We start from the raw sequence: 16707 nt of genomic DNA, 5'->3' as shown, positions 1-16707 counted from the left end.
AGTGAAAAGAAATTATGAACCGTCTGAGATGATCGCTTTTTTTTCTTGTTTTTCATCATCTACATTCCAATCTCGACCAACAGTAATGCCCAAGTACTTCTCATCATCTGGATCTTCAATTTCCGCTTGTTTATATTTTTTAAACCACCAGTACTTTGTAAGGAAATAATAGACAGCTCCCCCAACGATAAATCCTACTATAAATGAATAATTCGTAAGAACATAAGCAGCAACACCACCAGTAATCCAAGCGATAAAACCAGCAATATTGATCCCGTTCAAATATTTGTATTGTCCGTTTGTTTTGTATAGATCATGGACATTTACGCGGCGTTTACGGAGGATATAATAATCAGTAAATAAGATCCCGACAATCGCTGAGAGAATTCCGCCGACAACTAATAGAATCGGAATTAAAATGTCGAAAAGATTCCAAGGTTGCACGATAGATCCAGCAATTCCTGCCATAAACACGCCAGCCCAAAACGGTACTTTTGGACCACCAACATTTGAAAAGATCGTCGCTGCAGGGACTAAATTTGCGGCAATATTTGTCGACCATTGTGCAAAAACAATCATGACTAGTAATATGACAAGAACGAAACCGCCAGCAGCTTCTTGTAAAGCGACGATCGGATCGTAGTCTGAAACAGCAATATAAGAAACAGCACCGATGACGATTATGAACGTTTGAGCAATTGGCATGGCAACCACACTGCCTAGTAAAGAAGCTTTGTTTCTTTTAAACCAATTTCTCTCGAATTTTGGTGCTTTAATGAAACGAGAAATCGACGGAATATCAGCAGCCAATGTTGCCCAAAAACCCATTACACTAAATATAACAATAAAGAAAGCTGTCGCTGCCGCACCCCCGGAAGCCGGTGACTCAACCCAAGTCCAGACATCTCTACCTTGTTCAAGAGCTCTTCCTGATAAAGTAGAATAGATCCATATTGAGATAATGATGATCGTCGGTGCAGCTAGATCAGCAAAACGTTCAATTGCTTTGATTCCTAGTGCTGTATTAAATAATTGAACAATTGCAAAGATGATAAAACAGAGGAACCAATTATCAAAGGAAAACAAAACAAATAGTATTCCGTTAATAGCTGTTGCACCGAAAAATGTGTTAATTCCAAACCAAAATGATGCGGCTAAACCTCGCACAACAGAAGGAACATGAGTACCTACTGTTCCGAATGGAGCACGCATATAAACCGGAAAAGATAGGCCATGTTCAATACCGATATCACCGATTATCGTAATAAACAAACCTATTGCGATACAGCCAATTAACCCTGCGAGTATGACCATACTTAATGGTAAGCTTTCTACACCTGCACCACCGATGGCGAAGGCTGCTAATACAACCGCCATTCCGACCCACATAATCATAAAACCGAAGGAACTAATCTTTTTCCCAGAATGTTTGACAGGCAACAAATCTGGAGATTTTAAATACTCGTTTTCCTTACTCATCACAATCCCCCCCTCTCATTTGCACAGATGAGAATAATAGATATATAACAATAGCTTGACTCAATCGTAGTTAAGTCAAGCTATTAATGTTTAGTGATGTCATTATACTTTTGGTTTGTAAATAAACTCTTCGCGAATGATATAACTGATCTGTTACGTTGTTAACTTTTTCTGTTCTACCTCTTCATTTGACATATATTTTTTACGTTTTACATACTTTCCATCCCCTGGATTTCCGACAAACTGCTCGTCTTTTATGACGAATTCTCCTCTTGACATTACAGTTACTGGTTGACCTGTTATTTTCATTCCTTCAAAAGCATTGTAATCAACCGCCATATGATGAGTTTCAGCAGAAATAGTTCTTTCAAGTGTTGGATCAAAAATGACGATATCCGCATCAGCACCTACTGTAATTGTCCCTTTTTCAGGAAATAAGCCAAATAACTTTGCTACTCTAGTTGACGTAATATCTACAAACTGATTTAACGTAATTTTTCCTTTTTTAACACCTTCAGAAAAAAGGATACTGACACGATCCTCAATCATCGGACCACCATTCGGAATTTTTGAGAAATCCCCTTTCCCTAAATCCTTTTGACCGTTGAAATCGAATGAGCATTGATCAGAACCTAACGTTTGCAATTGTCCACTCTTTAACGCGTTCCATAATACTTCTTGATGTGCTTTTTCACGTAAAGGTGGAGACCATACATATTTTGCCCCTTCAAAATGAGGTTTTTCCAAGTACGTTTGATCTAAAACGAGATATTGAGGACATGTTTCGCCCCAAACGTCGTATCCTTTTGAGCGTGCATTCGAAATTTGTTCAACAGCTTCAGCACAAGATACGTGAACAACATATAATTGAGAGTTAGATAAACCTGTTAATTGTGCTGCTCTGCCTGTCGCTTCTCCTTCTGCTTCTGGTGGTCTCGTAAGAGCATGATAAATAGGATCTGTTTTCCCTTCAGATAGTGCTTTTTTAACTAAATATTCAATGACATCACCGTTTTCTGCGTGAACCATGACGAGTCCACCAAGTTCTTTCGCTGTAACGAGTGTTCGAAACAGAGTTTCATCATCGGCTTGAAAAACATTTTTATAAGCCATAAAAACTTTAAACGAGGTAATTCCTTCCTCTTCGATCACTTGTGGAAGCTCATTTAAGACATTTTCATTTATTTCACCGATCATCAAATGAAAACTATAATCGATCACCGCTTTATCTTTTGACTTGTCATGCCACGTTTGAATCGCATTTTTAAGTGGTTCTCCTTTATTTGTTAAACAAAAATCGATTACGGTTGTCGTTCCGCCGAATGCAGCAGCGATCGTTCCTGTTTCAAAATCATCTCTTGATACTGTTCCACCAAATGGCATTTCTAAGTGTGTATGAGGGTCTATCCCACCAGGAAATACATAACACCCTTTTGCATCGACAACCTCTACTTCTTCTTCTGAAATGTTTTCGCCTATTGCTGAGATTTTCCCGTTTTCGATTAATATGTCAGCTTGATAAGTGTCTGAAGCCGTTACAATTATCCCATTTTTGATTACTTTCTTCATTGTTAGCCTCCTTATTTTACAAAGCTTTCACTCGATATATCTGTTGCTCGGATCACAGCTTGGCGCTCGTTCCATGTCATTGGTTGTTCGCTTGGAATATCAATCATATCGATCGCTCCGTCGACCGGACAAACGATCGAACATAAATTACAACCTACGCAATCTTCTTCCCTAACTTTTAAGTATTCTTTACCATCGCTGTCTTTTAACATATCAATACATTGATGAGAGGCATCCTCACAAGCAATATGACACTTATTGCAGTTTATACACGTATCATTATTAATTCTGGCAACGACTTTATGATTTAGATCTAAATTTCCCCAGTCTGAATATTTAGGTACTGACTTACCAATCAAATCGTTCACAGATGAAAGTTTTTTTTCGTCTAAATAATTTTCAAGGCCTTCAATCATATCTTCTACAATACTAAAACCATGGTGCATAACAGCTGTACATACTTGGACTCCTGTAGCGCCCATGAGCATAAATTCTACCGCGTTTTGCCAGTTAGAAATACCGCCTATTCCTGATATCGGAACATGAATATTTGTATTACGTGCACATTCACCTACCATATTCAATGCGATAGGCTTCACTGCCGGGCCGCAGTATCCGCCATGAGCTCCTTTTCCAGCGACGTGAGGTACTGTATTCCAAGTATCTAAATCGACAGCTGCTAAACTGTTAATCGTATTAATCATACTGACAGCATCCGCACCGCCTTGAACAGCAGACTCTGCGGTCACTGTAATATCTGTAATATTCGGTGTCAGTTTTACAATGACAGGCGTTTCGGCAACTTCTTTTACCCAATAAGTTTGCTTTTCGACTAATTCTGGTACTTGACCTGAGGCAGATCCCATTCCGCGTTCTGCCATACCGTGTGGACAACCAAAATTCAGCTCAAGTCCATCGACTCCAACTTCTTCAACTCGTTTCACAATTTCATGCCATTTTTCTTGTTTAGGTTCAACCATGAGTGATGCAATTATGGCATGGTCGGGGAATTTCTTTTTCGTTTCATAGATTTCCTGTAAATTGACTTCGAGCGGTCTGTCTGTTATTAATTCAATATTATTAAACCCTACAACTTTTTGACCATTAAAGTCCATTGCGGCAAATCTTGAAGTTACATTCAAAATAGGGTCACCTAACGTTTTCCATACTGCACCTCCCCAGCCAGCATCGAAGGCTCTTTGAACTTGGTAACCTGAGTTAGTTGGAGGAGCGGACGCAAGCCAAAAAGGGTTAGGTGATTTAATTCCTGCAAGATCAATGCTTAAATCAGCCATGATATGACCTCCTCAATACGTATTCACGTAATGTCGTTTAAAAAATTTAATGGGAAATGTAAATTACTTCATTCTTAGCGGAGTGTTTATGCTGATTCAGTTGAATGACTAAGTAATCTCTTGTGGATTGCATATGCAGTTTGTTTTCCTTGTTGAGCGGCTGTGACAACCATCGCTTCCCCTTGCCCTTTTCCGAATATGACATCACCACATGAATAAACATTTGGATTAGAAGTTTGGAAGGTGTTTTCGCACACTGTTACGACACCATTACGATGGTCAAGTCCGAAACTTTCAATTAGTTCAGTATAGCGAGATTGTCCGATGGCTTTAATGACAGTGTCCACTTCAAGAGTAAATTCTGAACCTTCTATCGGGACGGGAAGGCGTCTGCCATCTTCACTTGGATTCCCTAATTTCATTTTGTAACATTCGATCGCTTTGACCCTTCCGTTTTCATCACCTATGATTTTTTTAGGTGCTGTTAACCAACGGAACTCTACACCATCTTGCTTAGCAAATTCGTATTCAAAGTCATAAGCAGTCATTTCTTTTTCAGTTCGTCGGTACAGTATTTTTACATTTTCAGCACCTAATCGAACTGAACAGGTCGCACCGTCAATTGCTGTATTGCCAGCACCGATCACAGCAACACGACTCCCGGTAAATTCATTGTTTAGAGGCTTCGTTTTCGTTGCCTTCACAAACTCAATCGCATCATAAACACCGATCAATTCTTCTCCTTCGATTCCGAGATTCGGTACTCTCCCCATACCTACGGCTAAAATGACGGTATCGTATTGATTAAGTAAATCCTCTGGACTAATATCTTTTCCGACTCTCGTATTTGTCTGGATCGTGACATCTAACTGTTTAACTTGATTGACTTCCCAAAATGAAATGGCTTGTGGCAATCTAAAGGAAACAATCCCATAAGTATTTAATCCGCCTGCTTCATTTTCTGCTTCAAAAATCGTCACGTGATAACCTAATCGTGCTAACTCTCTCGCTGCTGACAGCCCTGCGGGTCCGCTTCCGACGATGGCAACTGACTTACCATTTTTCTTTCCAGACTTAAACAGAACTTGTTCATTTTTTATTGCCCAGTCTGTCGCATAGCGCTGCAAATCACCAATCATAATCGGTTTAGTCGAATGATTAAGTACGCATGCACCTTCGCAAAGCTCTTCAGTTGGACAAACTCGAGCACAGCTTGCCCCAACGGGATTAGCGGTCATAATTGTTTTTGCAGAACCTTTTATGTTCCCTGAAGCGATTTTCTTAATGAATTTTGGTATATCTATATCCGTTGGACAAGCTTTTATACAGGGAGCGTCGTAACAATAGAGACAACGGTTCGCCTCCTCAAGTGCCTCTTGTTTAGACAAACCTGCGTTCACTTCTTCAAAATTTAATTGTAGATCGTGTAAAGATAGATTTTGAAGGTCGCTCACTCGTAATACCTCCTTCTTTAACTCATATCAGTAGTGTTTGAAAGCGGCTTTATACTGTTACTTAAGGTAGGAGTGCAGTCATCTTGTCATATGTTTCTGGACGACGATCTCTGTAAAATTGCCACGTATCACGTACTTCTCGAATCATTTTTTTATTCATGTCACCAATGATAACCTCATCTTGGTCACGGCTTCCAATGGATACCATACTTCCTCTTGGATCAACTAAATATGATTGACCGTAAAATTCGCCCATATTCCAAGGTGCTTCTACCCCTACTCGGTTGATTGCCCCGATATAATAGCCATTAGCTACTGCATGGGCAGGTTGTTCAAGTTTCCATAAATATTCAGATAATCCAGCAACTGTTGCGGAAGGATTAAAGACAATTTCTGCACCATTTAATCCTAGTAATCTAGCTCCTTCTGGGAAATGCCTGTCATAACAAATATAAACGCCTACTTTGGCAAACGCTGTATCAAATACTGGATACCCTAAGTTTCCTGGTTTAAAATAAAATTTCTCCCAAAATCCGTAGCCTTGATCACCTACACCGACATGGGGAATATGCTGTTTACGGTACTTTCCTAAATACGAGCCATCAGCATCAATAACAGCTGCTGTATTGTAATATGTTGCAATCCCTTCTTTTTCATAAATTGGTAGTACGATCACGACTTCTAACTCTCTAGCTAAATCTTGAAATCGTTTTGTAGTTGGGCCATTGGGAATTTCTTCTGCAGAGTCGTACCATTTTGTCGTTTGTTCTGAACAAAAATATGGTCCATAAAAGATTTCTTGCAAACAAATAATTTGTGCGCCTTTTTGTTTCGCCTCTTTTACAAGTTTAATATGTTTTTCGATTGCTTTTTCTTTATGGACATATACTGGTTCATCACCATGCACATCATTTTTAGCTTGTATTAAACCAATCTGCACGTTATCAGACATAGAAAATCCTCCCTTAAAGGTTTATAATATGTTTCTATAAAATGTTTATATAAAGGAACTTCATCTTTCACGTTGATGGATATTGAATTCTATCTACCTCCCCCAAAACAATAATGTTGAAAATTGTAAATAAACAGAATATTCCGAAGTTAATTAAATTGTACGTGGAATATTGAGTTAATACATTATACATAATGTTAAATTGTCAGCGAATATGAATGTTCAAATTGTAAAATCGTTAATGCGTAAATGTTCCGCGATATATAAAGATTAAACCGACAAGCATAAACATGACGCCTATGATCCTCTTTACATTAATTGAAATTGGCCTCGCTCCGAATAAACCGAAGTGATCGATAATAAGGCTGATAAGTATTTGCCCCAAAATAGCTGCGAAAATCGTTAAAGCTACACCAATGTTAGGTACAGCGAAAATAATAAAAGAAACAAACAATGCACCAAGGATTCCTCCGATTAGCTGCCATTTAGGTAATGAAAATATTTGGGTAACTTGTCCTTTTCCGGTGAAAATCATACATAACGTCAAAAAGACTGTACCAATAAAAAAAGAGAAAAACGCAGCTTCAATACTACCTATCTTTTTCCCTAATTCACCGTTTATAGAAGCTTGTGTACCTGCTAGCATCCCGCCAATGACAGCTATTATGATAAAATAAAACTTTACCACACTACGATCACCACCATTCAATTTAATAGTTTCATTTATATCACATTTAATGTGCGAAAAATGTAAAAATTTGAAAATAACAGAAACTATTGTAGAGCTTCTGTTTTTGTTTGATTAAGCCAGTCGATTAATACAGAAACAAATTGACTAGGGTTATCAAGCATTCCCATGTGACTTGTATCTGTTTTTACTTTCGTAATAAATGAAGAGGTCGATAAAAATGGCATTTCTACTAGATCGTTTTTCCCTTCTATAAATAGTAATGGTATTTTTGACTGATTAACCATATTGACTTGATCTGGCCGGTCTTTCATTGCATATGTTGCAGCAATTGCTCCTTCAATCGTTGTATGTTCTGCATGTTTATAAGCTTCTTCAAGATCTCTTTCATTTGATTGTGCAGCGAAGTATTTCGGAAGTTGATCCTGGATGAATGTTTTTAACCCTTTTGTTCTCATTGTTTCAATTTGTTGCAGCCGTTGATGTTTCCCTTTAACGGTATCTGCAACAGGTGAAGAATAAGCAAATACAGCTCGTTTTACATAAGGCAAGTATTTTTCAACAGCCGCCATCGTAATGTATCCCCCCATCGAATGTCCGATCCATGTAGCCTGTAGGATATTTAAGGAGGAGAGTAAATGAATGATTTTATCGGTATAGTCATAAATCGTTTTTTCATTCGTGAATGGAGATTGCCCGTGACCAGGCAAATCAACTGCGATAACATCATAATGCTTGATCAAATCAGAAATTACTTTATCATAAACGTGGTATGTACTAAGAAAACCATGAATTAATATAATCGTTTCTCCATTTCCTTTACGATCATAATATAACAATTTTTTCCACACCCCTAATAAACTAAATCAACTACACATACATTGTTAGCGAAACCTTTCTTTTCTATGTATCTTGAATAGTAGTCTCTGTTTGTTGCTTCATTCAAACAATATCTGTGTTTTGCCAAGCTTTAATGGAGAAAGCGTTCGTTCGTTTAAGGTTGGTCCATCGGCTTATCGTACAAAAATACACTTAAATGGATTGGAGATGAATCCATTTAAGTGTATCGACTGAACGTCATTAAAATTTCTATATTTTTAATTAAGGTCCTGTATCCGAAAACAAACCACTTTTGATTCTGTCATTGCATTAATAGCTGAGCGGATACCTTCTCTACCAAGACCGGAACCTTTTACCCCGCCAAATGGCATAGCATCAATCCGATAATCACTACTGTCATTAATCATCACTCCACCAACATCTAAGTGTTTTATCGTATAAAAGGCACTGTTTATATTAGACGTGAAGATTCCAGCATGTAAACCGTAATTCACCTCATTTGAACGGGTGACGGCTTCAGATAACTGATTAAAAGAATAAATGAGCACGACTGGACCAAATACTTCTTCTTGAGCAATCGTTACATGTTCAGGTACATCGGTTAATACAGTAGGTTCATAAAATGCCCCTTTCCGATTTCCTCCCGTTCTAATTATTGCCCCTTCCAGCTTTGCTTCATTTACCCATGATTCTACTCTAATAGCTTCAGTTTCATTAATCATCGGCCCGATATCTGTTAATTCAGACATTTTTTTGCCGATATTTAGCTCACGTGTACGTTCTACAAATGCTTCAATAAATGGTTGATACGTACTATTTTGTACAAAAATACGTTGCACTCCGATACAATTTTGCCCTACAGCGGAAAATGCTCCTGATACACATGCTTGAACAGCATCTTGTATGTCCGCATCATCCATAACAATAACTGGAGAGTTCGACCCTAGCTCCATATTCACCTTTTTAATACCTGTTTGGTGAGCGATTTTTTCACCAGCTTTTAATCCACCAGTAAAAGATACCATTTTAATATAAGGATGAGTAATTAATGTTTCGCCAATTTCACTTCCCGATCCAGGAATAACGGACAAATAACCGTCTGGCAGTTCAGCATGAGCAAAGGCTTCTGCTAATAGAAGAGCACTTAACGGTGTCGCAGAAGCTGGTTTTACGACAATCGGATTTCCAGCAGCGATTGCGGGACCTATTTTATGTGCAACAAGGTTTAACGGGTCGTTAAACGGAGTGATTGCAGCAATAACTCCGATAGGAAACTGGTAATGGTATCCTACTCGGTTTTCACTTCCATCATTTTGATCAAAATTAATCGTTTCTCCATTGATTCTTCTTGCTTCCTCAGCACTTATTGTAAGCGTCTGGATCGTTCGTTTTACTTCACCGCGAGCTTCATTGATCGTTTTGCTGCCTTCGAGTGCAATTGTCAAAGCATACTTTTCTTTATGTTCTTTAATATAATTAGCTGTTCGCTGCAGAACACGAATTCTTTCATGCGTCGGCCATGAGTGTAAATGCTGAAATACATTAAACGCTTTTTCGATCGCCTCTCTTACATCTGAACCTGTTGCGGAAGGGACTTTTGCGATCAGTTTATTATCTTCAGGGTCAAAGACATCGAATGTTCTCTCTGTACTTCTCCACTTCCCTGCAATGAACATTTTTTCATCAATCACTTTTGTTTTCATAATATAAAGCACCACCTTCCTTAACTAATTAATGAGGTACCTTATGCGTGTTGATTAATCGTTGAAGTAGAATATTTGTTAAAATTTATGAGATCAATCATAAGGGAGTATGCAGTTTCTGTTAATCCTGCACCTGCACCAGTAAGCATAATAGGTCCTGCAAGATCACAATTATAAATAATCGCATTCGTTGCACCGGTTACATTAGCAAGCGGATGATTTTTGTCTAGTTTCTCAGGCTTTACCGTCACCTTTACTGAATTTCCATCCTTTTTTATTCGAGTAATGAACCGCCACTTTTTTCTTTCTAATGCAGCTTGCTCAATTAACTCATTTGTGATGGAAGTTATTCCATTCGTTTCCATTTTTGTTAAGTCAACTTTTGTTCCCATGACGTGATTGGCTAAAATAACTGCTTTATACATTGCATCATATCCTTCAACATCACTTGTTGGATCTGCTTCAGCATATCCTAGTTGCTGAGCTTTTTTTAAAGCTTCGTCATATGATTTTCCTTTTTCCATTTCTGTAAGCATATAATTTGTCGTACCATTTAAAATCCCGATTATCTCTTTTACTTCATTTCCTGTGAGGCTAGTAACGGGCATTCTGAGTGCTGGTGTTCCACTCATGACTGTACCTTCAAACCCCCAGAAGACATTGTTTTCTTTTGCTAATTGTGATAGTTCATTATAAGCTAATGCAACTGGTCCTTTATTTGTTGTAATCACATTCTTTTTATTCTCAAACGCCATACGACAATGATCAATAGCTGGCTGACCAGTTTGCACATTCGTGTAAGTAACTTCAATGATTGTATCGGCATTCGTTTGTTTAATAGTTTGAAAACTGTCTAATCCTTTCGTAACTCTTTCGTTCATTGGATAACTCTCTACCAACCCTGTTTCATTTAAAACGGCTTTTAATTTTTCTATATCCAATCCTTTTGGATCGTAAACCGCTCCTTTATTTACATCAGTTACGGCAACAATAACGGGGTTCAATGCCTCAGTTTCGATTAAATATTCTCTTCTTTTGTGCAACAGTTCAGCTAATGCTTGCCCGACACCGCCAAATCCAATGATAGCAATCTTCATGATTCGTTCACCTCCTGGTGAGGAGAAGTTCGCATATTTTCAGGTAGTGACTGAAATGCTTGATCTAAATCAGCGATTAAGTCTTCAAGATCTTCAATACCAGAAGAGTAACGAACAAGTCCTTCAGGAATTCCAAGTGATGCTCTTTCTTCAGGTGTACATTCTACATGACTTGTTGTTCTTGCAGGTCCTACTACTGTTTCAACTGAACCTAAGTTTGCTGCACGGTTAGCAAAGACCAGTTTCGGCAGTAAGTGACGAACGGCTTCCATACCTCCCTTTAGAGAAAAACTGAGCATCCCCCCAAAGCCATTCATTTGTTTTTTCGCTATCTCGTGTCCAGGATGTTCTTCAAGACCAGGGTAGAATACTGCATCTACTTCATTTACTGTCTTTAAATAGCGGGCAATGCCCATAGCATTTTCATTTTGTTTATCAATTCTTAGTTTTAATGTTTTCATCCCTCGAAGGAGCAAGTACGCTGCCATTGGATCTAAACTTGCACCATTTATTTCTCGGTAATGATAGATTTGTTCAACGAGTTTTTTGTCTCCGCATACCGCGCCGCCTAGCGCATCAGCATGACCGCCTAAATATTTCGTAGCGCTGTGGATGACGAGATCAGCACCGAATGTCAAAGGGTTTTGATTAATCGGAGTTGCAAATGTATTGTCTACAACAACGACTGCGCCAACATTTTTCGCGGCTTCTGCCATACGTTTTAAATCCGTAATTTTAACAGTTGGATTTGTTGGTGTTTCTAGATATAATACGTCGCATCCATTTAAGATTTCCTTTTCTAATTGCTCATGATGCCCAGTTTCGCATAACACTACGTCTACGTGTTGGTTTGGCAAAAATTCACTAAAAATTTTATTTGTTCCCCCGTACGTGTCTTTTATTGAGATAACTTTATCACCAGGGCGCAGGAGTGTTGAAAGTGTATTGCTTATCGCTGCCATCCCAGTCGAAAAACTAGTAACTGCTTCTGCATTTTCGAGGTTTTTAATCTTCTCCTCAAATGCATGAACGGTAGGGTTTGTGTTTCGTCCATAAATATGACCTGACTTTTTCCCAACTGCTACATCCAGCCATTCGTCCATATCTTCATAACCAAAGGAGACGCTGTGCACAACAGGCACCTGAGTTGCACCAAAGGCTAGAAAATCCTTTTCCCCTGACCAAACTGCACTCGTTGACAATTTTTTATTTTTCAACATTATTCAGCTCCTCTCTCAATTGGTTATATTTCAGTTCATCAATTAGCTGATCTTACCATCATGAGGATTTATGTGGTAAGGCGATTGAACGATCAGCTCACGTGGGTACGTTGTAAATGTTTCACATCCATTGTCAGTGACACGGAATGATTCGCTTATCTCAATTCCATAATGATCAAACCATAATCCGGGTATGAGGTGGAAAGTCATATTCGGCTTTAATATTGTTGAATCTCCATTACGAATACTTGCCGTATGCTCTCCCCAATCTGGAGGATAATTTAATCCAACAGAATATCCGAGTCTGGATTCTTTTTCTATCCCATATTTATGAATGGTTTTCCTCCAAGCATTTTCTAATTCTTCACACGTCGTACCTGGCTTTACAACATTTAAAACTTCATTGATTCCTTCGACAACGATTGGGGCTAATTGTTTTAATTGTTCTGAAGATTGACCAATCGAAACAGTTCTAGCTAATGGCACGTGGTATCGTTTATAACAACCTGCTAATTCGATAATGACTGCTTCTCCTTCTTTAAATGCTTTTTCTGACCAAGTAAGGTGTGGAATCCCTGTATTTTCTCCTGATGGAAGAAGCGGGACAATTGAAGGATAATCACCACCATACTCCTTTGTCCCTGAAACAATATGGTAATAAATGTTTGCTGCTGTGTCGCACTCTCTTCGCCCGATACGTACAGATTCAACTCCTTTATACATTGCTTGATCTGCGATTTGTGCCGCACGCTTCATATATTCTATTTCCTGGTCTGACTTGATCATTCTTACATAATTCACAAGGAGATCGGCATTTTTAAACGTAGCATTAGGAAGGCCTTTTCTTAAACGCTCATAAGCTTTTGCAGTAAAATAATAACAATCCATTTCAACACCGATGTTTCGTTTACCTTGACCGATTTGTGTTAGTATATCTGCAATAAAGTCCATTGGGTGATAGTCATTTGAATTAACATAATAATCTGGATATCCGATAACGTTATCATCATAAATCCACGTCGTTGACATCGCACCTTTCGAATCTTGAAGACGTCCTACCCATATAGGCTGTGTTTCATCGATAATGACGACGAGCATTTGATGGACGTAAAATGACCAAGCATCGTATCCTGAAAGATAGTTCATGTTTGCAGGATCTGTAATGAGTAAAACATCGATTCCTTTTTCCGCCATCCGTTTTTTTGTTTTTGACAATCGACTTTGATATTCTAAAATATCAAATGGAAGCATTAAGTTAGCCCCCTCTCCTTTGTTCAGAATATTAAATCTACTTTTGTTACTTTTATTTTACGCAAATTCATAACTAAATGTAATGTTCAAAGTGTATGAACTTTCTTTACCCTTTTTTATACAACTTGAAAAAAGTGTTATAAACGATTTTGATAGCGTTTATAACACCTAGGATTAATCGGTTAGATTTTTTTTAACATCCAAAGTCGAACACTTAAATCTAGTAAAAATAAATCATCAGAATCTACTAATGATAGACCTGTTAGAGATTCAATATTTCTTAGCCGATGAAGCAGTGATTGACGATGTAAATTTAATGCACGCGCAGTTTGACTTACATTTCCTTTATATTTGTTATAGACCATGAACGTATAAATGAGGTCTGTCTGCCTTTTTTTATCATATTCCAGCAATGGTTCGAGTGTATCTTTAACGATTTCGGAAATCTCCTTTTTATGTGATAAAGCCATTAATAGTCGGTTCATTTTCGTATCACTAAAAAAGGTTCGCTCTCCGGTTCCATGATTTTTTCTTCCAATATCTAGTGCGGTTCTCGCTTCTTCATAACTTTCATAAAATACGAAGTGACCGTCTTTATGGGTAGCAATCCCCCAAGATAGCTCAATATCTGGGAGAAGCTCATTAACTCTTCTCTCAATTAAATCTAAAAACTGATTCGCTGTTTCCATATAAGGGTGATGATCTGCTTCGACATAAATGATGACTTCACCTTCATCAAATGTCGCCATTGTTCTTCGATGAAGTACTTTTCCAGCGTTCGTTATTTCTTTTTGTAAATAGTAGTTCATACTTTGTAAAGATGACCTTGGCTGCATATCTTTTTCTTCTGTCGGGGTCTTTTGAGCCTTTGTCTCATTTATCGATATTTCACCAGCGATACATAAATAAGGTCTAGACAAATCATATCCTAGTAACTGTGCTTTCGCGATTAGTTGATCATTTACTTCGTTGTGATGTTTAGCTAAATTTAAAATAAAATTGTCTTTTAATCGTATTTCTGTCATTTCGATTGCGTTTTCTTTCAAAAAATAAAGTGCACATGCTGTCAACGCATGTTCAAGCACATTCATTACATACCAGGATAACTGGTGGCGGTCTTCGGGATTTATTAATAAGCTACCTTGTTTTTTATGGTTATTTACGATGGTTAGTTGAAAACACATTTGTTGTTCAATCATATATTCGTCCATGTGATGATAAAGAGGGTGCTCACTGTTTAGTACTTCTGATTGGGGAATTAATTGACGAATTCCTGATTTATTCATAATGAACACATTTAATGTTTTCTCGTTAAATTTTTCGTTGGCACGAATTGTATTCAGATTATCGGTTATCGCTATTGGGATTTTTATATGGTTATATAATATTTTCGCGATATCTTGCAATTCTTTATTTTGGAGAACGCAATTAATTAATTCCTGACGTATTTCCTCTGCTTGCTGTCGTTCTTCCTGTCTATCTGCATGGATCTCTTGTAATACGGTTTCTAAAATATCTCCAAAACGGACTTCCCATGGAATGTCAATTATAACAAATTGATGATTTTTTGCTACTTGAAGGACACGATCTGGAATATGATAAATATATCTGCCAGTTGCAAATGCTAATACCGATGCACCTGAATCAATAACATCTTTAACAAACTGCTCTAATAAAACAGGGTCATCCTCACAGCCGATACCTGTACTTAAAACATATTCATTTTTACGAACAAAGTTCTCTACCGGTACTTCAATAACGGATATCCATTCAACCCATTTTTCGCCTAATAATTCTTTTCCTGTTTTCACTTTTGCTGTTTCCATAACCGGCAGCTGCAAGATATCACGAACTGTTATCCCATAGAATCCCTCCTACTCATAATTTGATTCATGATCATTTATTATTAAATAAGATCATTTTTACAATATTTATTTAAAATTATGTCATCACACGATAATATTTACAAATTTTTCGAAGATTCCTTCGTTGTTTATCGAATGTAGGTGTTAACGCCGGAAGAAAAACATAAAAAAGAATGGCCCCACTGTAGGAGCCATTAGTTTTGTGTTGATTGTTCAAAATGCGTTCGCTTCCTGCATGTAACTTGTAATTTTGACAAGCAACATGTAAAAAACGTTCATCTGTATTCGTAAACACAAAGAGATCTTTATCTCTATTTAACAGATAAATGTTCTTCAATTTTATCGAGCTTTTCTTGAACTTGCTCCTCTGTTAAATTTTGTTCCTCTACGTAACGGTTTCTAGGATGGGTGCGGCATTCATGTGTGCATCCACGTAAGAAAAAATGTTCATTTTCTTCGGAACATAAAATCTGTTTATTACATTCAGGATTCGCGCAATTAACATAACGTTCGCAAGGCTCGTTTGTAAAGTGATCCTTCCCTACTACGACATGCTCGACTTGGTTCACAGGTACACTAATTCTCTCATCAAATACGTAGCACTTTCCGTTCCATAACTGTCCTTTTACCTCAGGGTCTTTCCCATAACTGACAATTCCTCCGTGCAATTGGCCAACATCTTCAAATCCTTCTTTTTTTAACCATCCAGAGAACTTTTCACAACGAATTCCGCCAGTACAATATGTGAGTACTTTCTTATTTTGGAACTTCTCTTTATTTTCTCGGATCCACTGTGGCAATTCACGGAATGAATGGATATCCGGTCTGATCGCACCTTTAAAATGGCCAAGATCATATTCATAATCATTACGTGCATCTATGACGACTGTATCAGGTGATTGCATTTCTTCATAAAACTCTTTTGGAGATAAATAGTCACCTGTTATTTCATTCGGATTTATATCTTCATCTAATCGTAATGTTACGACTTCTTTTCGATAGCGTACGTGCATCTTTTTAAAAGCATGTTGATCTGCTTCATCTATTTTAAATACCATATCTTTAAAACGGGGATCTTCCTTCATAGCCTCCATATATTTATCTGTTTGCTCGATAGTACCAGAAACTGTCCCGTTAATCCCCTCGTCAGCAATTAAGATTCTCCCTTTTAAGCCCAATCCCTTACAGAATTCAAGATGCTCTTGGGTAAAATCTTCAGCATGATCAATGGAGACATATTTATAATAAAGTAACACTCTATATGAATTACTCATATGAATAACCACCTTTAAAT

The 16707-nt window shown here is 37.7% G+C and carries 13 protein-coding genes; all 13 read right to left on the bottom strand.

Annotation, left to right across the window (positions count from 1 at the left end; genetic code table 11):
• Positions 1 to 12: 12 nt before the first annotated feature.
• Positions 13 to 1479 carry an NCS1 family transporter gene (locus CD001_RS17205; protein WP_096188851.1) on the bottom strand — a complete coding sequence of 489 codons (1467 nt, stop codon included), beginning with the start codon at positions 1477 to 1479 and terminating at the stop codon, positions 13 to 15.
• Between the two features lie 153 nt (positions 1480 to 1632).
• Positions 1633 to 3048, bottom strand: coding sequence for a dihydropyrimidinase (hydA, locus tag CD001_RS17200; protein ID WP_096188850.1), 1416 nt, complete (start codon positions 3046 to 3048; stop codon positions 1633 to 1635).
• An 11-nt stretch (positions 3049 to 3059) separates the two neighbouring features.
• Positions 3060 to 4343 carry an NAD-dependent dihydropyrimidine dehydrogenase subunit PreA gene (gene preA, locus CD001_RS17195; RefSeq protein WP_096188849.1) on the bottom strand — a complete coding sequence of 428 codons (1284 nt, stop codon included), beginning with the start codon at positions 4341 to 4343 and terminating at the stop codon, positions 3060 to 3062.
• Between the two features lie 86 nt (positions 4344 to 4429).
• Positions 4430 to 5797 carry an NAD(P)-dependent oxidoreductase gene (locus CD001_RS17190; RefSeq protein ID WP_096188848.1) on the bottom strand — a complete coding sequence of 456 codons (1368 nt, stop codon included), beginning with the start codon at positions 5795 to 5797 and terminating at the stop codon, positions 4430 to 4432.
• 61 nt (positions 5798 to 5858) lie between these two features.
• Entirely contained in the window at positions 5859 to 6749 is an 891-nt protein-coding gene (locus CD001_RS17185; protein WP_096188847.1) for a nitrilase-related carbon-nitrogen hydrolase, read from the bottom strand.
• A gap of 238 nt (positions 6750 to 6987) precedes the next feature.
• The gene (locus CD001_RS17180) at positions 6988 to 7437 is read right to left on the bottom strand and encodes a DMT family transporter (protein WP_257009845.1); all 450 of its coding nucleotides are present in this window, start codon (positions 7435 to 7437) and stop codon (positions 6988 to 6990) included.
• Positions 7438 to 7523: 86 nt separating this feature from the next.
• Positions 7524 to 8276, bottom strand: coding sequence for an alpha/beta fold hydrolase (locus tag CD001_RS17175; protein ID WP_179298796.1), 753 nt, complete (start codon positions 8274 to 8276; stop codon positions 7524 to 7526).
• Between the two features lie 258 nt (positions 8277 to 8534).
• On the bottom strand, positions 8535 to 9980 hold the full coding sequence (locus CD001_RS17170) for an aldehyde dehydrogenase family protein (RefSeq protein ID WP_096188845.1): 1446 nt from the start codon (positions 9978 to 9980) through the stop codon (positions 8535 to 8537).
• A gap of 41 nt (positions 9981 to 10021) precedes the next feature.
• Entirely contained in the window at positions 10022 to 11077 is a 1056-nt protein-coding gene (locus CD001_RS17165; protein ID WP_096188844.1) for a homoserine dehydrogenase, read from the bottom strand.
• A complete protein-coding gene (locus CD001_RS17160) occupies positions 11074 to 12297 on the bottom strand; it encodes a cystathionine gamma-synthase family protein (protein WP_179298795.1) in 1224 nt (407 codons plus the stop codon). Before CD001_RS17160 ends, CD001_RS17165 begins: the two co-directional genes overlap by 4 nt.
• Before the next feature lie 42 nt (positions 12298 to 12339).
• On the bottom strand, positions 12340 to 13548 hold the full coding sequence (locus CD001_RS17155) for a M24 family metallopeptidase (protein ID WP_096188842.1): 1209 nt from the start codon (positions 13546 to 13548) through the stop codon (positions 12340 to 12342).
• Between the two features lie 182 nt (positions 13549 to 13730).
• Positions 13731 to 15389, bottom strand: coding sequence for a PucR family transcriptional regulator (locus CD001_RS17150; protein WP_257009844.1), 1659 nt, complete (start codon positions 15387 to 15389; stop codon positions 13731 to 13733).
• Between the two features lie 335 nt (positions 15390 to 15724).
• Positions 15725 to 16687, bottom strand: coding sequence for an oxygen-dependent tRNA uridine(34) hydroxylase TrhO (gene trhO / locus CD001_RS17140; protein ID WP_096188840.1), 963 nt, complete (start codon positions 16685 to 16687; stop codon positions 15725 to 15727).
• Between the last annotated feature and the right edge of the window lie 20 nt (positions 16688 to 16707).

Source organism: Evansella halocellulosilytica, assembly GCF_002335745.1.
GTDB classification, from domain to species: domain Bacteria; phylum Bacillota; class Bacilli; order Bacillales; family Salisediminibacteriaceae; genus Bacillus_CA; species Bacillus_CA halocellulosilytica.
This window is presented reverse-complemented; position numbering and strand designations above follow the sequence as displayed.

Excerpts from the sequence above, each read along its gene's own strand:
- preA (WP_096188849.1), bottom strand. The coding sequence starts at position 4,343 with ATGGCTGATTTAAGCATTGATCTTGCAGGAATTAAATCACCTAACCCT.
- trhO (WP_096188840.1), bottom strand. The coding sequence starts at position 16,687 with ATGAGTAATTCATATAGAGTGTTACTTTATTATAAATATGTCTCCATT.
- CD001_RS17170 (WP_096188845.1), bottom strand. The coding sequence starts at position 9,980 with ATGAAAACAAAAGTGATTGATGAAAAAATGTTCATTGCAGGGAAGTGG.
- CD001_RS17160 (WP_179298795.1), bottom strand. The coding sequence starts at position 12,297 with ATGTTGAAAAATAAAAAATTGTCAACGAGTGCAGTTTGGTCAGGGGAA.
- CD001_RS17205 (WP_096188851.1), bottom strand. The coding sequence starts at position 1,479 with ATGAGTAAGGAAAACGAGTATTTAAAATCTCCAGATTTGTTGCCTGTC.
- CD001_RS17185 (WP_096188847.1), bottom strand. The coding sequence starts at position 6,749 with ATGTCTGATAACGTGCAGATTGGTTTAATACAAGCTAAAAATGATGTG.
- CD001_RS17155 (WP_096188842.1), bottom strand. The coding sequence starts at position 13,548 with ATGCTTCCATTTGATATTTTAGAATATCAAAGTCGATTGTCAAAAACA.
- CD001_RS17165 (WP_096188844.1), bottom strand. The coding sequence starts at position 11,077 with ATGAAGATTGCTATCATTGGATTTGGCGGTGTCGGGCAAGCATTAGCT.
- hydA (WP_096188850.1), bottom strand. The coding sequence starts at position 3,048 with ATGAAGAAAGTAATCAAAAATGGGATAATTGTAACGGCTTCAGACACT.